Genomic DNA, 21,214 nt, shown 5'->3' on the forward strand with positions numbered 1-21,214 from the left:
GGGTATAATATATAAGTAATGAATCGAAAAACTAAAGATTCAAAATAAGAATACGAAGGGAGTCAGATATGGGTACTTTTTTTGAAGATTTAAGTAAGAAAATAAGCGAGACAGCCGAAACAGTAACGAACAAAGCCGGTGAAGCAGTTGAGGTACAGAAAATCAGGAACCAGATAAGGGTTCTGGAAAGAGGTAATGAAAGTGCTTATATAGCTTTGGGGGAAATCATATATAGGCATTACAAAGAAGGCGAAGTTGTAGATTCAGAAGCAATTGGGATTTGTGAGGCAATGCAGAATAGAGAAGAGAGCATTGAAAAATATGAACAGCAGATATCAAAAGTCAAAGGCGATGTTAAATGCAGCCATTGCGGCAAGTCTGTGGCAAAAGAGGTCAGCTTCTGCCCATATTGTGGTGAAAAAGTTCCTGATGCAGCTGATACGGCGGAGAAAAAGGTATTTGATGCAGCCGATACGGCAGAGAAAAAGGCATCTGATGCTGCAGACGCTGTCAGCGAAAAGGTTTCGGAGACAGGGGAAAAGATAAAAGAAAATCTGAAAGATTAGGGGGAGTCCATGGCAATTTTAGTTTTAATGAGCCTTACTCTTTCTCTGCTGCTAACAGATATTGTAGTGAAATCCTATGTGGAAAGCACTGTGAAAAAGGGGGAAGAGCGCTCTGCATACAATGGTAAAGTGAAGATACGTAAGGTATATAATAAAGGCATGTGTCTGAATCTGTTTGAGGACGATCCTGAGTTTGTGAAGATAGCATCGGTATTTGTCACTGTTTTGCTTACCATTTATCAACTCATCATCTTGCTGAGGAAGGGAAAATATCTAAAGAAGACTGGACTGTCCCTTATGGTGGCCGGAGCCTGGAGCAATACCTTCGACAGATGGATTCGGGGGCACGTTATTGATTATGTGGGATTTCAAACAAAATGGAAGAAAGTCACAGAGATCACCTATAATCTCGGAGATTTTTTCATTGGGGCAGGAAGCATTCTTATGATGTTGTCTTCTCTGCTCCCTTCTAAGAAAAAGAGAGGATAAGGAAGGAAAATAAAAAATAAATTATGATTCAGGAAATAGAACCACATTTATACAAAAATGAATATATTCCCACCCCGCCGGACAAAAACAGTATCGCGCTGTATTTTGAAGAGCATGCTGTACTGCTGAAGAATACGGCAGAGGGAATAGAGTTCCCCAGATTTAAAGATCTGGGGGATTCAAATAAAGGGATTTACAAAGACTATACGTATTTATTTTCCATTGATGGGGAGCGTTATTATCTCATGGATGAAATGGATGTAAAGCATATGTCCCCTTATACACTGGAAAATACAGAGATTTTCAGAAGGGCAGATCCTCAGTACCGGGCGTTTGCCGGGATTACCGGATATCAGCTTTACAGCTGGTATAAGGTTAATAAATACTGCGGACGCTGTGGTTGTTCCATGCATAAAGATGAGAAAGAACGTATGATGCACTGTAGGAAATGCGGGAATATGGTGTATCCCAAAATCAGCCCTGCAGTGATAATCGGTGTACTGGACGGCAGCCGGATTTTGATGTCAAAGTATGCCGGCAGAGTATTCCGAAATTATGCCTTGATAGCAGGTTTCGTAGAGATAGGTGAGATGCTGGAAGAGACTGTGAAACGGGAGGTAATGGAAGAAGTGGGTCTGAAGGTGAAAAATATCAGGTATTACAGGAGTCAGCCCTGGTCCTTCAGCGAAACAGTACTAATGGGGTTCTATTGCGACCTGGACGGAGAAGACACTATAACATTAGAAGAAGAGGAACTGGCCCTGGCAGAATGGTTTGACAGAGAGGATATACCTGTAGTACCATCGAGAGACAGTCTGACAAACGAAATGATTATAAAATTTAAAAATGGCGAAGTATAGGAGGGTATAACATGAGAGCTATATTTGATGAAACACTGGTGACAGGAAATGAAACAATCGATTCCCAGCATAAAGAGCTGTTTGATAAGATTAATAAACTGCTGGACAGCTGCGAGAATGGGAACGATAAACTAACAGCAGTCAAGACACTGGATTATCTTGCAGATTATACATACTTTCATTTTTCGGCAGAAGAAAAGCTTCAGGAAGACATGGAATATCCAGGTATTAAGGAACATAAAAAGGAACATGAAAAGCTGAGAAAGGTTGTAAAGGAACTTTATGAGATGCTGGAAGAGGATGAAGGCCCTTCCAATGCTTTTGTGGAGCAGGTGAATAAGAATGTGATTGAGTGGCTTTACGGTCATATTAAAAGCTTTGATCGTTCTGTGGCAGAATATAAGTTTATGGCGGTTAACAGTGAACGGCTGTAAATATATGTTGACAAAAGAAAAAAGTTGAATTAAACTAAAAAAAGGAGAAGAGCACACGCGAATTATATCTTATTGAACTTGGAAAAGTTCGGGCAGGTAAGACCTATAATTTGTTGGTGCTTTTTTTGTGCTTAATTGGGGAAAGCTATAATTAAGCCATAGTCGGATTATATAAGTTTTCGAAAGAGGAGAAGCAGAATGAAAAAGGTGAATTTGAAAAAACTGGCATACGACATCTTTATTGATATTGTAGGCGGCATACTGATAGGTATGGGTATTTACAATTTTGCAGCAAATGCAGAATTTGCGCTGGCGGGGATTTCCGGTATTGCGCTGATATTTTACCGTTTATTTGGTGCACCCATCGGCTGGGTGAGTATACTTTTGAACATACCCATAGCAATCGGATGCTACAAGACACTGGGAAAAGAGTTTTTTATACGGTCCGTAAGAACTGTGATTATTACTTCCATGATTATTGATTATTTAGTTCCCCTGTTCCCTGTGTATACGGGCAGTAAAATGCTGGCAGCTCTGTGCACCGGAATTTTTTCGGGTCTGGGTTATGCCTTGATTTTTATGAATAACTCTTCCACGGGAGGGATGGATTTCGTTACTGTTGCAATTAAAGTAAAACGTCCTCATCTGACACTTGGAAAAATCGTTTTTATTACAGATGCAGTTGTTGTAGCAATCGGCGGACTGATTTTCAAGGATGTGGACGGAACAATTTATGGTTTTGTAATTACTTATCTGATGTCCTATGTGATGGATAAAATAATGTATGGTATTGATTCCGGCAAGATGACCTTGATAGTCACCACGAAAGGTCAGGAGGTTGCCCGGAAGATAGATGAATATTCAGGACGAGGATCTACACTGCTGAAAGGAAAGGGAAGCTATTCCGGCATAGAAAAAGAAGTCGTAATGTGTGCCTGCAGCAACAAGCAGATGTATGTGATCCGAAAAATGGTGAAAGAGGTGGATCCTTTAGCCTTTACAGTTATTATGGAATCCAATGAAGTGGTGGGGGAGGGATTTAAGGATGCCTGAATCCCTCACATGAAAAACCCCCGCGGCTTCAACAAAATACATCTCTATGGGTTCACTTTATCAGCATATATTTTTACCAGTTCAAGTGCGACTTTCACACTGGCGTCCATTCCTTCGGCAGTGATGTGCTCGTAAGGACCGTGATATCCGTGACCTCCTGTACCAAGGTTTGGACAGGGGAGCCCTTTGAAACTGAGCTGAGATCCGTCTGTGCCGCCCCGGATTGCCTCTACCAGCGGGGTTACGCCGGCATTTTCGCAGGCTTTCCTGGCATTATCAATCAGATGCATACATCCATCTATAATCTCGGACATATTGCGGTACTGCTGCGTGATGGTTAACTTGACCGTATCTTTGCCCCATTTTTCATTTAACAGCTTTTCTATATGCCGCAGTGTCTGCTGGCGGACTTCAAATGCAGCTGCATCGTGATCCCGGACAATATAGTGCAGTTCAGCATGGCCTACTTCTCCGGACATGCTTACCAGGTGATAGAAACCTTCATAGCCTTCGGTATCTCTCGGTGTGTCGCCGGAGGGCAGCATGGCGTTGATCTCCATGGCGACCAGGCTGGCATTTACCATGGTGTCCTTACTAGAGCCAGGGTGTACGTTCACTCCTTCAATTAGAAAGTCGGCTTTGCATGCATTGAAGTTTTCAAACTGGATTTCCCCTTCTGTGTCTCCGTCCAATGTGTAAGCATACTCTGCCCCAAATTCCTCTACATTAAAATGAGAGGCACCGGTGCCGATCTCTTCGTCAGGGGTAAATGCGACAGACAGCGGTCCGTGAGAAATGTTCTCCTCACGCAGATATTGAATCATTGTCATAATCTCCGCGATTCCCGCCTTGTCATCTGCACCTAAAATAGTGGTTCCGTCGCTGGTGATCAATGTGCGTCCCTTTAGATCCGGCAGATGTTTAAAAGTATCTGTGCAGATGGTGCGCCCGCTTGACCCCAATACGAAATCTTTCCCGTCATAGTTTTCTGTCACAACAGGAACAATGTCATGGTCACAGAAATCTGATACCGTGTCCATATGGGCGATAAATCCTATCTTTGTCCTGTCTTCATAACCCGGTGTGGCGGGAATATGGGCATATACATAGCATTGCTCATCCACTCTTGCATCAGACACCCCAAGGTCTTTCAGCTCCTGCACCAGTAGATGTGCCAGATCAAACTGGCATGAGGAGGATGGGACACTTTCAATGTTCTCATCGCTGGGTGTGCGTACAACAACATACTTTAAAAGTCTTTCATAAGCTCTCATAATGACATATCCCTTCTTTACAATATTTACCTTTATCTTAGCAGAACCTGTGTGGAAATACAATCCGGAGATTTTGATGAATCTACATAAAAACCACATAATTGCCTGTTAAACTACTCCTATTGAAGCGATAAATAAACGGATTGCTTAGTCATGATTTTGCTGAGAATCAACGAGCAGCACACACGAAATAGGAAAAGGAAGTGTATATTGTGTCGATAGTAAACAAAGAGCTGCACATCCGCGGGATGAGCTGTGTCCACTGTCAGAATACAATCCAGAGAAAATTGAAACACACAGCGGGCATTAAAAAAGTTATTGTCAGTTACAGCAAGGAAACGGCAGATATTACTTATGATTCCGAGGTACTATCATGGAAAGATATTTGTGGAATTATAGAAAAGCTGGGCTACACAGTTCAAAAGAACAACAGGCGGACAAATGCCGATATTTCAAAGACAATTCTTGTTCTGGTAATTATTGTCAGCCTGTATATGCTGCTTCAAAAATTCAATATCCTCAATCTGCTGGTTCCTGGTCAGCTGGCGGATACAAAAATGGGGTATGGGATGCTGTTTGTAATCGGACTTATTACCTCAGTTCATTGTATTGCCATGTGCGGGGGCATCAATCTTTCCCAGTGCCTCCCACAGGATGCACTTGAAGGAACCAATAACAGTAAATTATCTACATTTGTTCCGGCACTTTTGTATAATTTGGGAAGAGTGATCTCTTACACAGTTATTGGATTTCTTCTGGGTACAATAGGTATGCTCCTGGGGGGCGGTTCCTCTGGAGGCCTGCCGGTTTTTCTGCAGGGTGTTTTAAAACTGATTGCAGGAGTATTTATGGTAATCATGGGAATTAACATGCTCGGTATCTTCCCGTGGCTTCGCAGACTGAATCCCAAGATGCCAAGATTTCTTGCTATAAGGACAGGTACACAGAAAGGCAAAAGTAAACGTCCCCTGATTGTGGGCCTTCTCAATGGACTCATGCCCTGCGGCCCCCTGCAGTCCATGCAGATTGTAGCACTGGCAGCGGGAAACCCGTTTACCGGAGCATTGTCTATGCTAATATTCAGTTTAGGTACGGTGCCTCTGATGTTGGGGCTGGGCTTTGGTGTATCAGCTCTTGGAAAGAAATTTACCGGAAAAGTAATGAATGTAGGTGCAGTTCTGGTCGTCGTTCTTGGCCTGGCAATGCTTTCCCAGGGTGGAACCTTATCCGGGCTTACTGCAGCTGCAGGCAATGCAGGAACGGGCACTGCAGGTAAAGAGCAGGGTGCGGATGATACCGATGTCCAGATAGTCGATGGAAAACAGGTTGTAAATAGTACCCTTTTACCCGGCAGCTACCCCAATATTACGGTACAGGCAAATACACCGGTTGAGTGGACCATAGACGCACCTAACGGAAGTATCAACGGCTGCAATTATAAAATGCTGATTACGGAATATTCTATCGAATATGATTTTCAGGAGGGAAAGAATGTCATAGAATTTACTCCTACAGAACCGGGGACATACCCGTACAGCTGCTGGATGGGTATGATTCGCGGAAACATTGTCGTCACAGACAACAGTGAAACATAAAACAGTATAGCTTATTTTGTTACACACTAACTTTTTAATAAAAGGAGAATGAACGATGAACAACAAAATCAAAAGAACAGTTTTTATGCTTTGCCTTGCTTTGGTTTTTGTATTGGCAGGATGTGCCAAAGGAGATGATTCAGAGCAAACAGAGACAACTGTACAGGAAACCGCTGAAGAAAAGGATGACACAGTGGATAAACTGGAAGAGGAGGAAAAAGCAGATAATGCGGAACAGAAGGAAGATAACACAGCAGAAACGCAGGAAATTGCAGCGGGAGGCAGCCTTGCAATCCCTGTAAGTGAGTTGTCAGGGACGGTAAGGTTTTATCCTGTAACGGTGGATGAAGTTGACATGGAAGTACTTGCGGTAAAAGACGCGGAAGGAAACATCCGCACAGCCTTTAACACCTGTCAGGTCTGCTACAGTTCTGGAAGAGGTTACTACAAGCAGGTGGGAGATAGATTGGTTTGCCAGAACTGTGGAAATCAATTTACGGTAGATCAGATAGAAGTACTTTCCGGCGGCTGCAACCCGCTTCCTATCTTCTCAGAGGATAAAACCGAAACAGCGGACTCTGTTACGATTAATTATGATTTCCTAAAGGAAGTAACACAGGTTTTTGCAAACTGGAAAGCAAGTTATTAACAAAGATAAGTTGACATTAAATTTTGAAAGTGTTAGGATGTTATAAATAAAAATATTAAAAAGAATCAAGTAGTGCTTATATAGGTTCATAATCGGATGGACGTCTCTACCAACTACCGGAATAGTTGACTATAAGTATCTGCAAAGGGTAATTTTTTTGCAGCGCTTATATTTCTCAAGGATGGTAAGGGAGGATTATCTGATGTATGAATCTATTTCTATTTTAAGGGGCAATATTGTATTTAGCAAAAGTTTGCATGAGCTGGAGATATGTGAACACGGGTATCTGGTCTGTGAGGCGGGAAGGGTGAAAGGAGTGTACCAGACACTGCCTTTTGAATATGGAGGGCTGGCCGTTGAGGATTTCGAGAATCGTCTTATTATACCAGGACTTGTGGACTTGCACGTACATGCACCTCAGTATTCCTACAGGGGACTTGGCATGGACATGGAGCTTCTGGACTGGCTGGAGTCAAATACATTTCCGGAGGAGGCCAAATTCAAGGATCTGGAATATGCAAAGCGCGCCTATGAGATTTTTGTAGAGAATATGCGAAATGGTGCCACAACGAGGGCCTGTATTTTTGCCACAGTGCACCGAAAGGCGACCCTCCTGCTGATGGATATGCTGGAGAAGGCCGGACTTGATACCATGGTGGGCAAGGTCAACATGGACAGAAACTGCCCGGATTACATAAAGGAAGCTTCATCGGAGAATTCAGCGGCGGAGACGGTGGAATGGATTAAGGATGTGCTGCACAAGAAGTATGAGCATACGAGGCCGATTTTGACGCCCCGGTTTACACCGAGCTGTACAGATGAGCTGATGGAAAAACTGAAGATGATTCAGATGCGCTATGAGCTGCCGCTGCAGTCTCATTTGTCTGAGAATCCCGGTGAGGTTGCATGGGTAAAAGACTTGTGTCCCTGGTCTGCATTTTACGGAGATGCCTATGATAAGTTTGGATTGTTCGGGATGGATACACCTACGATTATGGCACATTGTGTTCATTCCAATGAAGAGGAGATTGCCAGGATGAAGGAAAATGGAGTATTTATCGCTCATTGTCCTGAATCCAATATGAATCTTTCCTCCGGTGTGGCTCCGGTCAGGACATTTCTTGAAAAGGGACTTCATGTCGGCATAGGAAGTGATGTGGCGGGAGGCACTACGGAGAATATTTTTACGGCTATGGCTCATGCCATTCAATCTTCCAAGCTTAGGTGGCGGCTTCTGGACAATTCTCTAAAACCACTGACAATGGAAGAGGTGTTTTATATGGCTACAAAGGGCGGCGGTGCATTCTTCGGAAAAGTGGGAAGCTTTGAGCCGGGCTATGAGATGGATGCGGTAGTTCTTGATGACTCTAGGTTAAAGCATCCTCAGCCTCTTGGGGCGAAGGAACGTCTTGAACGGATGATTTACGTATCAGATGACAGGGAAATCTTTGCAAAATATGTAAGTGGGAACAGATTGTTTTAAAATTAGATATGGAGGCGGAGACATGAACGAAAAAGAGCATGTGGTAGGCAAAAGTGTAAAGCGTGTGGATGCTTTTGAAAAGGTGACGGGACGGGCAAAATATACAGATGATTTATGTGATAAAAGTGCTTATGTGGCGAAGATTTTGCATTCTACGATTGCCCATGGGATTGTAAAGTCCATTGATACAAAAGAGGCGGAGAATATTCCGGGGGTGATAAAAGTGGTGACATGTTTTGATGTTCCCAAATATTATTTTCCCACGGCAGGGCATCCCTGGTCAACGGAAACCTCTCATCAGGATGTGGCAGACCGGCTGCTTTTGACAGATCAGGTAAAATTCTACGGCGATGATGTGGCGGCAGTAGTTGCCGAGAACGATGTGGCGGCGGCTCAGGCATTGCGGGCAATCAAAGTGGAGTATAAGGAGCTTCCTTTTGTACTGGACGTCCAGGAGGCAATGAAAGAGGACGCCCCGCTGATTCATGAGAACTATCCTGGAAATATACTGAATCATACCACCATACGTAACGGAGATTATGAGGAGGCAAAGAAGGAACCGGGGCTGATCAAGGTCGAGGGTTGGTATGATACGCCCACGGTTCAACACTGTCACATTGAGAACTTTATCTGTTATGCTTATATGGAACAGGGGAGAATTGTGATCGTTTCTTCCACCCAGCTTCCTCATATCTGCCGGAGAATTGTGGGGCAGGCACTGGGAATCCCCTGGGGCGATGTGAGAGTGATAAAGCCTTACATAGGAGGCGGCTTTGGAAACAAACAGGATATTCTCTATGAACCTCTCTGTGCGTACTTAAGTACGGTAGTGGGAGGCAGGCTGGTGAAGCTGGATAATTCCCGGGAGGAGACTTTTGCGTCCACAAGAGTGCGCCATGCAATACGGTCCCATATTATATCTTATGTACGGCCAGATGGAAGCTTTGCGGCACGAAAAATAGAATGCTTCTCCGACCAGGGGGCATATGCCTCCCACGGACATAGCATTGCAGCAAAGGGAATGGGGGCCTTTCCTCAGTTGTATCCATGTCCAAATGTGGAAGGAGATGCCTATACAGTATTTACAAATAAAAGCGTTTCAGGGGCTATGCGGGGCTACGGTATTCCCCAGGCTATGTTTGCCGGAGAATCACACATAGACGATGTAGCAAAGACATTGGGAATGTCACCTTATGAATTCCGGTGGAAATATCTGATGCCAAAAGGCTTTACGGATGGATTCTCGAAGAATGTAAATTATTTTGATACATTCCATCAGTGTCTGGACAAGGGAAAAGCACATATTGATTATGACCGGAAGGTAAAGGAATATGCAGATCAGACAGGAGATGTGAGAAAAGGAATCGGGGTCGCTACCTTTTGGTACAATACCGGTGTATGGCCAATTTCTCTGGAGACTTCTTCCTGCCGGATGGTGTTGAATCAGGATGGATCCATCCAGGTGCAGGTGGCAGAGACGGAAATCGGCCAGGGAGCGGACACCGTGTTTTCACAGATGGCGGCAGAAACCCTTGGTATTCCATTTGATAAGGTTCATGTGGTGAGTACACAGGATACGGACGTTACGCCATTTGGCACAGGTGCTTATGCCTCACGGCAGACTTACATGGCAGGGTTTTCCATAAGGCAGACAGCATCCCTTTTAAAGAGTCATATATTGGATACAGCTCAGGATTTGACAAGACATACGAAAGAGAGTCTGGATATCATAGATGGAAATATTGTACGTGAGGGAGACAATGGGATTCTGATGAGTCTGGCGGATCTGGCCGAGGAAAAGCTTTACAGCCTGACAAACAATGGACATCTCACTGCAGAGAGTACATATCAGGCAAAAACAAATGCATATTCTTTCGGTTGTACCTTTGCCGAGGTGGAGGTGGATATCCCGGCGTGCCGGGCTGTGCTGAAGAATATTGTGAATGTACATGACTGTGGAAAACTGATCAATCCACAGCTGGCAGAGGCGCAGGTACACGGAGGCATGAGCATGGGCATCGGGTATGGGATGTCTGAAAAGCTGCTCTTCGATGAGAGAACAGGAAGGCCTTTAAATGATAATCTTTTGGATTATAAATTATCTACTTTTATGGACCACCCGGAATTGCAGGGGGATTTCGTAGAAAATTATGAGCCTACTAGTGCATACGGAACGAAATCATTAGGAGAGCCGCCGGTATGTTCTGTAGCTCCGGCTATCCGCAACGCGGTGCTGCAGGCTACAGGGGTGGCAATTGATGAAATTCCGCTGACACCACATGTATTATTCCGTCGGTTCAAAGAAGAAGGATTAATATAATCCAGGGTTTTATGAAAGGGAGGATTTAAAACATGTATGACATGAAAGCATTGTATGAAGCTGCCAGCGTGCCACATGCGGTACAGCTGCTGCAGGAACATCCCCAGGCCCAGATTATTGCCGGTGGAAGTGATGTTCTGATTCAGATGCGTGAAGGAAAGCGTGCAGGGGTTGAACTAGTCAGTATTTATGGGCTTGATGAACTGCGCGGTGTAACAATGGAGGAGGACGGGACTATACGAATCGGTTCTCTGACCAGCTTTTCACATATCACAAAGGACCCAATTATTCAGAAATATATCAATGTGCTGGGCGAAGCTGTGGATATGGTGGGAGGCCCCCAGATACGAAATATTGGCACAATCGGCGGGAACACCTGCAATGGTGTGACTTCCGCAGATTCAGCCTCCACATTATTTGCATGGGATGCTGTGGTTGAGATTACAGGACCTGAGGGGATTCGCAGGGCTCCTATTCAGGAGTTCTATATTAAGGCCGGAAAAGTAGATTTAAAGCCTGCAGAGATGCAGACCGGTATTTTGCTTCCAAAGAAGTCCTATGAGGGCTATTTCGGACATTATATTAAGTACGCCATGCGGGAGGCGATGGATATTGCAACCCTTGGATGTTCTGCAAATGTAAAGCTTTCCAAAGATAAACGGTATCTTGAAGATGTCAGAATTGCATATGGAGTAGCGGGACCGATTCCCCTGCGCGCAGAACATGCAGAAGCAGAGGGAAGAGGAGTGGAGATAAGCGAGGCTGCCATTGAAGAAGTGGGAAAGAAGGTCCTGGAGGACATCACCCCCCGGGATAGCTGGAGAGCAAGCAAGGCCTTCAGAGAACATATTGCAAAAGTGCTGTGTAAACGGGCATTGAAGGAAGCTATTTTACTGGCAGGAGGTGTGATCCATGAGTGAAAAGCAGTATAAGCTGGTAAAGTGTGTTATCAACGGTGAAAAAAGAGAAACTATGGTGGATGTCCGCGCATCCCTGACAGATATGCTGAGGAATGACTATCGGCTGAACAGCGTAAAAAAGGGCTGTGAAGTGGGAGAGTGCGGTGCCTGTAATGTGATGATCGATGGAGAATGTTATAATTCCTGTATTTACCTGGCTGTGTGGGCTGACGGAAAGGAAATACGCACCCTTGAAGGGCTGATGGGGCCGAATGGAGAGCTGGCGGATATTCAGCAGGCATTTATCGATGAAGCAGCGGTACAGTGTGGTTTTTGTACGCCTGGTGTAATTATGAGCGCAGTGGAAATATTGGAATCTGGGAAGGAGTATACCAGAGAAGAGCTGAGAAAGCTTCTGGCAGGTCATCTGTGCAGGTGCACCGGGTACCAGAATATATTAAATGCTGTGGAAAAGACAATGTACCGCCGTCTGGGAAAGAAATTACAGAAGCAGTAAACGAAACACGCCTGCGGGTTTCTCCCGTAACCCGCACAAATAAAAAGGATGAATCCCGATTTATGGATTCATCCTTTTTATTTGTATAATGCTTATTCTTGTTTCTCAGATGCAGTTTCCGGCACCGGTTCTTTATCCTTCGGAAGGATAAGATTCAATAATATAGCAACCAGTGCAGCAATTACAACAGGTGATTTTCCGAATATTGTAGTAAACCAATCCGGAAAAGATGCAATGGAACCGCTTGCCTGTGTAACGCCCATACCTAATGCAACGGCTAATCCTACGACAGAAGTGTTTCTATAGGTCATCTTTTCTGTGTTAATCAGCTTCATTCCTGTCATGGCAATGGATGCAAAGACAGATACGGTTGCTCCGCCGAGAACACAGTATGGAATCGTAGTCAGCAGTGATGAAAACTTCGGAATCAATCCGGCAACCAGCAGTATAACAGCTGCCAGGCCAAGGACACAGCGGTTTACAACCTTTGTTGTGGCAACAATACCTACGTTCTGGCTGTAAGTTGCTGTGGGAAGTCCTCCCAGGAGAGCTCCCAGAATATTGGTAATTCCGCATCCAATGATACCTCCCTGCAGTTCGTTGTCCGTAGGCATGCGGTCAAGACCGCCGCTTGTTGTAGCGGAGAAATCTCCGATAGCTTGTACAGAGTTAACGACAAACAGCAGACCGATTGCGATACTGGAGGAAATCTCAAACTTTACTCCGAAATGTAAAGGTGCTGTAATCTGGAAAACAGATGCCTGGGCAACAGGGGTGAAGTCCACCATACCGAAGAACAACGCAACAACATATCCGCCGATAATACCTATCAGAATAGATGCCAGTTTCCAGAGTCCCTTTCCAAAATGATTAAGTGCTGTCACAATGACAAGTGTGATAATTGCAACCAGCCAGTTTTTCCATGCACCATAGTCCGGACTTCCTACACCTCCTGCCATATAATTAATAGCGGTCGGATACAGAGAAAGACCAATGGTGAATACTACAGTCCCCGCAATCAACGGAGGGAAAAACTTACGGATCTTTTTAATAAATAAGCCAACAATGATTGCCATGCAGCCGCCTACAATCTGGGCTCCTAATATTGTGGGGATATCGAAGCCCTCGGCGATAGCCTGCATACTTGGCAGGTAAGCAAAACTGATACCCATGATAACGGGAAGACCGGCACCGATGCCAACTCCTTTGATTCTGATAAATGGAAAAAGCTGAAGCAGTGTAGAAAGTGCGGATACTACCAGTGCCGCCTGAATCAATTTGACACTGTCGGCTTCAGAGATTCCTGCAGTTGCTGCTACAATAATAGCAGGGGTTACAATACCAATAATCGCAGCAACAACGTGCTGAAAAGCAAGAGGAAGGGCCTCCCCCAGGGAAGGGACTCCGCTCATTTGAAATACACTCGCGTGTTTTACATCTTTTTTCATATGTGCCTCCGTTTAAGCCTGACTAATCCTAGTTCCTGTTTTTCCCAAAATCCCGTCTTTTGCTTTTTCCAGTAAAGTAATCAGGGCCTGACGTCCCGGAGCGGATTCTGCAAATTCTACTGCAGCCTGCACTTTAGGCAGCATAGAACCCGGAGCAAAATGTCCTTCGGACATATACTGTTTTGCCTCTTCAATGGAGATATCTCCCAGCCACTTTTCATTTGGTTTTCCGTAATTGAGTGCAACCTTTTCGACTGCTGTCAAGATAATCAGAAAATCTGCATCCAATTCTTTGGCCAGCAGACTGCTTGCAAAGTCTTTGTCGATAACAGCACTGGCACCCTTTAAGTGATTTCCCTGGCGTACAACCGGAATTCCGCCGCCGCCGCAGGCGATTACAAGATCACCGGAGTCTACCATATTGTGGATAGTACCGATCTCTACGATTTCCTGGGGTTTTGGGGAAGATACTACACGGCGGTAACCGCGTCCCGCATCTTCTTTCATAATATAGTTATATTTTGCAGCCATCTCATCGGCCTGTTCTTTCGTAAGGAACTTGCCAATGGGCTTGGAAGGATTCTTAAATGCAGGGTCATTTTCATCCACACGCACCTGTGTAATCATAGTAGCAACAGGAACATCTGTGATATTTCTGTTCAGAAGCTCTTCGCGCAGAGCGTTCTGCAGGTCATACCCGATGTATGCCTGACTCATTGCAACACAGACGGAGAGCGGTGTGTTTGGCTGCTCCGGTTCTTCGTGAGTCAACGCAATCATTGCATTATTTACCATTCCGACCTGAGGACCGTTGCCGTGGGCCACTACAACCTGACAGCCTTCTTCCATCAAATCTACAATAGCGCGGGCAGTAATTTTTACTGCGGTCATCTGCTCCGGAAGGGTATTGCCCAGGGCGTTTCCGCCCAGAGCAATGACGATTCTTTTTTTCTTTGCCATCTTATTTTCCTCCGATATAGGCAATTGCTTCTACTTCGCAGAGAACTCCCTTTGGCAGTCCTTTTACAGCAACGCAGGAACGGCCCGGTTTTCCGATAAAATATTTTGCATAGATTTCATTAAAAGCAGCAAAATCTCCCATATCTGCAAGGAAACAGGTTGTCTTTACAACATCTTTAAAGTCAGCTCCCTGGCTCTCTAAAAGAGCGGCAACATTTTTCATAACCTGCTCTGCCTGTTCCTCAATCGTTGTGCCGACAACATCACCAGTTTCCGGTGAAAGTGGAATCTGACCTGAAAAGAAAGCAATGTCATTTACAACGATTCCCTGAGAATATGGTCCGATAGCTGCGGGTGCATTTTTTGTATCAACATATTTCAACATAGTATTTACCTCCTGAATTTTATATGGTTAACTGTTTTGGTTTTAAATTTTGAGATTACTCGAAAATTCTTGGAGTCTTCTTTTCTTCCAGTTTCTTTAATATTTCAGCAGGATCTGCGAATTTTGCAAGGAAGATCATAGCTGCAATGATGTATGGCTTGAAGCTTGCTTCTTTATACAGTGGATCTCTGTAACGGTCGAATACGCTTGCATCAACCTCGCCTGTCTCACAGCTTACGCCTGTGATGTCAGCAGGCAGGCAGTGCAGGTAAAGTGCCTTTCCGTCCTTTGTTGTGGACATAAGTTCTTCCGTACAAGCCCAGTCTTTGTGTTCTGCGTTCTGAGCAAGCAGTTCTTTTTCCAGGGCATGGATTCCTTCAGTGTCACCGTTTCCGTAGAGTTCTGTACGTTTTTCCATAGCAGCAAAGGGAGCCCAGCTCTTTGGATATACGATATCAGCATCTTTGAAAGCTTCTGCCATGTCGTTTGTCTTTGTAAATGAACCGCCGGATTTCTTAGCATTTTCCGCAGCAACTTTTTCTACATCCTCGAACACTTCGTACCCTTCCGGATGAGCCAGTACTACGTCCATTCCGAAACGAGTCATCAGGCCGATAACACCCTGTGGAACTGAAAGAGGTTTTCCGTAAGAAGGAGAGTAAGCCCATGTCATAGCCAGCTTCTTGCCTTTCAGGTTCTCCACACCGCCAAACTCATGGATGATGTGAAGCATATCAGCCATAGCCTGGGTTGGATGGTCAATATCGCACTGTAGATTTACAAGGGTTGGTTTTTGTTCCAGAATACCGTCTTTGTTTCCCTGTGTTACAGAGTCAACAACTTCGTGCATGTAAGCATTCCCTTTTCCGATGTACATATCATCACGGATACCGATAACATCGGCCATGAAAGAAATCATGTTAGCAGTCTCGCGGACAGTCTCACCGTGAGCCACCTGGGATTTTCCTTCATCCAAATCCTGTACCTCAAGTCCTAACAGGTTACATGCGGAAGCGAAAGAGAAACGTGTACGTGTAGAATTGTCACGGAACAGAGAAATTCCCAGACCACTCTCAAATACCTTTGTAGAAATATTGTTCTCTCTCATAAAACGAAGTGCGTCGGCAACCGTGAAGACAGCTTCCAGTTCGTCATCTGTTTTTTCCCATGTCAGGAAAAAGTCACCATTGTACATTTCTTTGAAGTTCAGGGCATTCAATTTGTCGATATAGTCCTGTAATGTTTTCATACTAAAAATCCTCCTAATTGTGTTGTTTGAATATTCTGAAAATGAACTGCAAAGGGGGCAGGCCCCTTTGCGGGCATTTTGCATTATTTACAATACATTGTGGGCAGTGCAGCATATACAGCAGCGCATACTACAAGGTCTGCTTTCCATGTCTTTTCATTTGGCGCATGTGCCTGAGCCTCTGCACCGGGTCCGAATCCGATACATGGGATTCCATTTCTTCCCATGATGGACACACCGTTTGTTGAGAATGTCCATTTGTCAGTCAGAGGGCGGGCTTTTCTCATGCCTTCAGTTTCTGCATTCCCGATTCTTGTCTCACCGTAAAGGTTCTTGTAGGCCTCTTCCAGTGATTTTGTTACTTTGTGATCTTCCGGAATGACCCATGTAGGGAAGTAGCACTCAATCGGATATGTGAGTCCTGTGTAAGACGGACGGTCGTAGTTGTACATGGAAACTTTTACATCATCTCCATACTTCTTTACACTTGGAAGCGCACGGATTTCATCCAGGCAGCTTTCCCATGTCTCGCCTGCTGTCATACGGCGGTCAAGAGAAACAGCACAGGAGTCTGCAACTGCACAGCGGCTTGGTGATGTAAAGAAGATTTGGGAAGCAGTAATAGTTCCTCTTCCAAGGAAGTTTGCTTCTTTGTATTCCGGATTGTATTTCTCATCCAGCATTTTTACAAGACCTTTTACTTCTTTGTCATCTGCTGCATCATTTTCATTCAACGCGCGGACATCCTGAAGAATGTCGGCCATCTTATAGATTGCGTTGTCACCGCGTTCCGGTGCAGATCCGTGACAGGAGACACCCTTTACATCGATACGGATTTCCATACGTCCGCGCTGTCCGCGGTAGATTCCGCCGTCTGTAGGCTCTGTGGATACTACAAATTCTGGACGTACCTTATCTTCATTGATAATATACTGCCAGCAGAGACCGTCACAGTCTTCTTCCTGAACAGTTCCTGTTACGAGAACTGTGTATTTGTCGCTTAAAAGTCCAAGATCTTTCATGATTTTGGCACCGTATACTGCGGAAACAATGCCGCCGCACTGATCAGAAACACCACGTCCGCCGATTTCTTCGTCGTTTTCGTAGCCTTCGTACGGATCAAATGACCAGTTCTCGATGTTGCCGATACCTACCGTATCGATATGAGCGTCAAAACCGATAAGTTTCTCACCTGTTCCCATATATCCGAGAACATTTCCCTGAGGATCTATTTCTACCTTATCAAATCCAACTTTTCTCATCTCTTCTGCGATGCGGTCGATGTGAGCCTTTTCATCACAGCTCTCGCCTGGGTTCTTCACAATATCCCTGAGGAATTTTGTCATATCTGCCTGGTAACCCTGGGCAGCTTCTTTGATTTTGTTAAAATCCATAATAAATTTCTCCTTTTAGAAACTAGATTTACAAGTATTCTTCTACCTTATATATAGACAGGTAAAAGTGGCCTTTATCTCGATTGCCTAAAGGGTGTTTCCGCCCCAGACAATAGATTCGTATCTTTCCGGGTCTGTGTCACCCTCAGTAGAGAAAAGCAATACTCTGGAATTTTCGTCCAGTCCCAGATGCTCTCTTAAATCTTTGTACTCGTCCATGCACATAATGCAGGAGAGTGCGCCAAATGGTGCTGCACCTGATTCTCCTGAAGTAACAGGTGAGTCTCCTTTTACAGGAGCGGCCAGCATACGCATTCCTCTTGCAGCTACCCAGTCTGGTGCAGCAACAAATGTATCTACATGGTTCTTTAAGATATCCCATGAAATAGTATTTGGTTCGCCGCATGCAAGGCCTGCCATAATGGTAACCATGTCCCCGTCTACAATCTGAAGTTCTCCGGTGCCTAAAGAGGCGCCTTTGTAAAGACATGCAGCAGCTTCTGCTTCCACAACAATCACTTTCGGCGGATTATCAGGGTAGCGGTTTGCAAAGTAACCCTGTACTGCACCGGCAAGAGAACCTACACCTGCCTGGATAAATACGTGAGTCGGTCTCTCACTGCCAAGGCCTTCCAACTGTTCGTTGGCTTCGCTGGCCATTGTTCCGTAACCTTGCATAATCCATGCCGGGATCTCTTCATATCCGTCCCATGCAGTATCCTGTACCATGATTCCATGTTCTGTCTTATTAGCCAGTTCATTGGCCATACGTACGCATTCGTCATAGTTGTATTCTTCGATTGTTGCCTGGGCACCTTCTGCAAGAATATTGTTCAGACGGGTGGGGGTTGTTCCCTTTGGCATCAGCACTACACATTTCTGTCCTAATTTGTTGGCAGCCCATGCAACACCACGTCCGTGGTTTCCGTCTGTAGCTGTGAAGAAAGTTGCCTGTCCGAAAGTCTTTCTTAATTCATCAGAAGTCAGCACGTTGTAAGGAAGCTCAGAGACATCCTTTCCTACCTGCTGTGCGATGTAACGGGCCATTGCGAAAGAACCTCCCAGTACCTTAAAAGCGTTCAGACCGAATCTGTAAGACTCATCTTTTACATATACTTCTTTTAATCCAAGTCTGCCGGCCATTTTCTCAAGCTTAACAAGAGGAGTAATGCTGTACTGAGGAAAACTCTCGTGGAAAGCTCTTGCTTTTTTTACCTCATCAAGAGCCATAACCTTAAGCTGTGCATCCTCTGTTTTGGGCATATGATTTACTGCCCATTTGATTGTTTCCATGTGTTAAAAACCTCCTTTTTATGTATTACCTGCCTGCGTCCATGTAACTGTAAAGTGTAAATTTAGAAATACCTAAAAGTGAAGCAACTTTGTCTCCGGACTTGGTAATCAGGAAAGCCCCAGCGTCATTTAAATAATGCACGACGGCTACTTTGTCATTCTTATTCATCAGGGCAACAGGCTTGCCGACCAGGGCCAGAGCCTGTTCAATCAACATGTCTAGTAGTTCGTTCACGTTGTGGGTGATTTTCTGGGGCTGCCGGTTTCCGGATTCGGAATCTTTGTCCGATTCTGTGTCGGTTAATGCCCCCATGGCTGTCTGGGCAGCGAGCAGTGCCGTAATGTCGTAGTTTAGGGAAAAAATGTAGGCGATATGATCGTCATCCTCCCGGATGTACATTGTACTGGACTTTAGAATACGTCCATCCTCTGTCTTGGTGAGATAGGAAAGGCGATCCTGAATCTTCGAGGGCTTCCGGTTTAATGTCTCCAGAACTACACTGGAAGGCCCATCGCCCAGCTTTCTGTTGGAGATGTATCCGTTCTCAATATAGACAACAGAATGCTCCAGTTCTTTTCTTGTTAAATCATGAATGACAATCTCACATGAGCTTCCGAATTGTACGGCAAGTCCGTGGGCAAGTTGTTTTAATAAGTCTAGTCTGCGGCCCAAAATGTTCGCCTCCTTCATATGTGGACTCCAGGATATTTCCTGAAAACTTTTTGCTTCTAAAGGCATGATAGCATTAAAAAAAAATTAAATCAATACTTTTTCTAAAAAATTTTTAGGTAGCCTAATTTTTTTTAAGAAAATATATTGCAATCCCGCTATATTAATGTTATTGTATATGTAGAATACAATAAAAGAGTCGTTCAAAGAGTCTAAAAATGCGCAGCACATACGCGGGTATCTAGTTGGACAACCTAAAGAAAAGGAGGAAGAAAGTATGCTGATTTTAGGTAATGGCAGAGTAATTACAAGAGATGTCAAAAATCCGTATCTGGAAAACGGCGCAGTAGCTATTGATGGGGCAACGATTAAGAAGGTGGGGGACCTGAATGATATCCGGGCAGCTTTTCCTGATGCAGAATTTATGGATGTAAAGGGAAAGCTGATTATGCCGGCATTTATTAACACCCATGAGCATATTTACAGCGCTTTTGCCAGGGGACTTTCCATTAAAGGATACTCCCCAGATGGCTTTTTAGAAATCCTGGATGGGCAGTGGTGGACAATCGACAGGAACCTTACATTGGAGGACACATATTTAAGTGCCATGGCAACCTACATCGACTGCATTAAAAACGGTGTGACAACTGTTTTTGATCACCATGCAAGCTTCGGTTCCATCCGCGATTCTCTGTTCCACATTGAAAAAGCAGCAAAAGAAGCGGGAGTCCGTTCCTGCCTGTGCTATGAAGTTTCTGACCGGGACGGCAGGGAAAAAGCAAGAGATTCCGTTATGGAGAATGCACAGTTCATTAAGCATGCGTTAAAAGACGACACAGGAATGATCGCCGGCATGATGGGAATGCATGCCCAGTTCACAATCTCTGACGAGACGATGGAACTGGCAGCTGCAAATAAACCAGATGGAGTTGGATACCATATCCATGTTGCGGAAGGAATTGAAGACTTACATCATTGCCTGAAGCATTACGGAAAGAGAATCATTGACAGACTGTATGACTGGAATATATTAGGTGAGAAGACTTTGCTGGGACATTGTATCTATGTCAATCAACATGAGATGGACTTGATAAAAGACACAAACAGTATGGTCGTGCACAACCCTGAATCCAACATGGGCAATGCCTGCGGATGCCCTCCGACAATGGAGATCGTACACAAAGGAATCGTTACCGGCCTGGGCACGGACGGATATACTCACGACATGCTGGAGTCCTGGAAAGTTGCAAATCTCCTTCACAAACATCATTTATGTGATGCAGGGGCCGCATGGTCAGAAGTTCCCCAGATGCTTTTTGAAGGAAATCCGCAGATCGCAAACCGCTATTTTAAGCAAAAACTTGGAGTTTTGGAAGAAGGCGCCGCAGCAGATGTTATCGTAATGAACTACGATCCCCTGACTCCCTTTGGAGCAGACAACTGCAACGGGCACATCCTGTTTGGCATGAACGGAAGAGATGTAGTAACAACAGTGGCCAATGGAAAGGTTCTCATGAAAGACCGTGAATTGCAGCACATTGATGAAGCAAAAGTAATGGCAGACTGCAGACAGGCAGCGGGCGCCCTGGCGAAAAGAATCAATGGATAAAAGGGGGCGATAAAAGGGGTCAGACCCTTTTGCGGTCCACTTTCAGAATATTCAGATAATATAGGAG

At 44.7% G+C, this 21,214-nt stretch carries 20 protein-coding genes and 1 riboswitch; of the genes, 12 read left to right on the top strand and 8 right to left on the bottom strand.

Translation table 11 applies throughout. The features are described from left to right. Positions 1-68: 68 nt before the first annotated feature. From BN3456_RS13300 to BN3456_RS13320, 5 genes are all read left to right on the top strand, one after another. Positions 69-566 (top strand): zinc ribbon domain-containing protein, encoded by a 498-nt coding sequence (locus tag BN3456_RS13300; protein ID WP_089984815.1) that lies wholly within the window; start codon positions 69-71, stop codon positions 564-566. Between the two features lie 9 nt (positions 567-575). Beyond that, the gene (lspA, locus tag BN3456_RS13305; protein ID WP_089984817.1) at positions 576-1,055 is read left to right on the top strand and encodes a signal peptidase II; all 480 of its coding nucleotides are present in this window, start codon (positions 576-578) and stop codon (positions 1,053-1,055) included. A gap of 23 nt (positions 1,056-1,078) precedes the next feature. Beyond that, positions 1,079-1,915: an NAD(+) diphosphatase gene (gene nudC, locus BN3456_RS13310; protein WP_089984819.1), complete on the top strand. Its 837-nt coding sequence runs from the start codon at positions 1,079-1,081 to the stop codon at positions 1,913-1,915. A gap of 11 nt (positions 1,916-1,926) precedes the next feature. After that, on the top strand, positions 1,927-2,349 hold the full coding sequence (locus tag BN3456_RS13315; protein ID WP_089984821.1) for a bacteriohemerythrin: 423 nt from the start codon (positions 1,927-1,929) through the stop codon (positions 2,347-2,349). Between the two features lie 198 nt (positions 2,350-2,547). Then, positions 2,548-3,402 carry a YitT family protein gene (locus BN3456_RS13320; protein WP_089984822.1) on the top strand — a complete coding sequence of 285 codons (855 nt, stop codon included), beginning with the start codon at positions 2,548-2,550 and terminating at the stop codon, positions 3,400-3,402. 44 nt (positions 3,403-3,446) lie between these two features. Here the strand turns inward: BN3456_RS13320 and pepT are convergent, their stop codons facing one another. Next, positions 3,447-4,676, bottom strand: a complete 1,230-nt coding sequence (gene pepT / locus BN3456_RS13325; protein WP_089984911.1) for a peptidase T — start codon at positions 4,674-4,676, stop codon at positions 3,447-3,449. 212 nt (positions 4,677-4,888) lie between these two features. On the opposite strand from pepT, the gene BN3456_RS13330 reads away from it, so the two are divergent. The 6 genes from BN3456_RS13330 to xdhC all read left to right on the top strand — a co-directional run bounded on the left by BN3456_RS13330 (position 4,889) and on the right by xdhC (position 12,139). Then, positions 4,889-6,271 (top strand): urease accessory protein UreH domain-containing protein, encoded by a 1,383-nt coding sequence (locus BN3456_RS13330; RefSeq protein WP_242862882.1) that lies wholly within the window; start codon positions 4,889-4,891, stop codon positions 6,269-6,271. 55 nt (positions 6,272-6,326) lie between these two features. Beyond that, positions 6,327-6,920, top strand: a complete 594-nt coding sequence (locus BN3456_RS13335) for a DUF2318 domain-containing protein (RefSeq protein ID WP_242862883.1) — start codon at positions 6,327-6,329, stop codon at positions 6,918-6,920. A gap of 56 nt (positions 6,921-6,976) precedes the next feature. Then, positions 6,977-7,072: riboswitch (purine riboswitch) on the top strand. 50 nt (positions 7,073-7,122) lie between these two features. Continuing rightward, the gene (locus tag BN3456_RS13340) at positions 7,123-8,403 is read left to right on the top strand and encodes an amidohydrolase family protein (RefSeq protein ID WP_089984823.1); all 1,281 of its coding nucleotides are present in this window, start codon (positions 7,123-7,125) and stop codon (positions 8,401-8,403) included. Between the two features lie 22 nt (positions 8,404-8,425). After that, positions 8,426-10,723 (top strand): xanthine dehydrogenase subunit XdhA, encoded by a 2,298-nt coding sequence (gene xdhA, locus BN3456_RS13345; protein ID WP_089984825.1) that lies wholly within the window; start codon positions 8,426-8,428, stop codon positions 10,721-10,723. Between the two features lie 32 nt (positions 10,724-10,755). After that, the gene (gene xdhB, locus BN3456_RS13350) at positions 10,756-11,643 is read left to right on the top strand and encodes a xanthine dehydrogenase subunit XdhB (protein ID WP_089984827.1); all 888 of its coding nucleotides are present in this window, start codon (positions 10,756-10,758) and stop codon (positions 11,641-11,643) included. Beyond that, entirely contained in the window at positions 11,636-12,139 is a 504-nt protein-coding gene (gene xdhC / locus BN3456_RS13355; RefSeq protein ID WP_089984828.1) for a xanthine dehydrogenase subunit XdhC, read from the top strand. The genes xdhB and xdhC overlap by 8 nt, the downstream gene beginning before the upstream one ends. Positions 12,140-12,231: 92 nt before the next feature. Here xdhC and BN3456_RS13360 read toward each other — a convergent pair whose 3' ends face one another. The 7 genes from BN3456_RS13360 to BN3456_RS13390 form a co-directional block, all read right to left on the bottom strand. Continuing rightward, the gene (locus BN3456_RS13360; protein ID WP_089984830.1) at positions 12,232-13,587 is read right to left on the bottom strand and encodes a uracil-xanthine permease family protein; all 1,356 of its coding nucleotides are present in this window, start codon (positions 13,585-13,587) and stop codon (positions 12,232-12,234) included. A 12-nt stretch (positions 13,588-13,599) separates the two neighbouring features. Next, a complete protein-coding gene (gene arcC / locus BN3456_RS13365) occupies positions 13,600-14,547 on the bottom strand; it encodes a carbamate kinase (RefSeq protein ID WP_089984832.1) in 948 nt (315 codons plus the stop codon). A gap of 1 nt (position 14,548) precedes the next feature. Then, positions 14,549-14,932 carry a RidA family protein gene (locus tag BN3456_RS13370; protein ID WP_089984834.1) on the bottom strand — a complete coding sequence of 128 codons (384 nt, stop codon included), beginning with the start codon at positions 14,930-14,932 and terminating at the stop codon, positions 14,549-14,551. Between the two features lie 55 nt (positions 14,933-14,987). Continuing rightward, positions 14,988-16,181, bottom strand: coding sequence for a knotted carbamoyltransferase YgeW (gene ygeW / locus BN3456_RS13375; RefSeq protein ID WP_089984836.1), 1,194 nt, complete (start codon positions 16,179-16,181; stop codon positions 14,988-14,990). A gap of 83 nt (positions 16,182-16,264) precedes the next feature. Next, positions 16,265-17,575 carry a YgeY family selenium metabolism-linked hydrolase gene (locus BN3456_RS13380; protein WP_089984838.1) on the bottom strand — a complete coding sequence of 437 codons (1,311 nt, stop codon included), beginning with the start codon at positions 17,573-17,575 and terminating at the stop codon, positions 16,265-16,267. Positions 17,576-17,662: 87 nt separating this feature from the next. Beyond that, the gene (gene dpaL / locus BN3456_RS13385; protein ID WP_089984840.1) at positions 17,663-18,868 is read right to left on the bottom strand and encodes a diaminopropionate ammonia-lyase; all 1,206 of its coding nucleotides are present in this window, start codon (positions 18,866-18,868) and stop codon (positions 17,663-17,665) included. Positions 18,869-18,893: 25 nt separating this feature from the next. Then, the gene (locus BN3456_RS13390; RefSeq protein ID WP_089984842.1) at positions 18,894-19,541 is read right to left on the bottom strand and encodes a helix-turn-helix transcriptional regulator; all 648 of its coding nucleotides are present in this window, start codon (positions 19,539-19,541) and stop codon (positions 18,894-18,896) included. 274 nt (positions 19,542-19,815) lie between these two features. Here BN3456_RS13390 and ssnA point away from each other — a divergent pair, with 274 nt between their 5' ends. Then, positions 19,816-21,147 (top strand): putative aminohydrolase SsnA, encoded by a 1,332-nt coding sequence (gene ssnA, locus BN3456_RS13395; protein ID WP_089984844.1) that lies wholly within the window; start codon positions 19,816-19,818, stop codon positions 21,145-21,147. Positions 21,148-21,214 lie beyond the last annotated feature (67 nt).

The sequence above is a fragment of the Clostridium sp. C105KSO13 genome (assembly GCF_001517425.1).
Taxonomy (GTDB): domain Bacteria; phylum Bacillota; class Clostridia; order Lachnospirales; family Lachnospiraceae; genus Muricomes.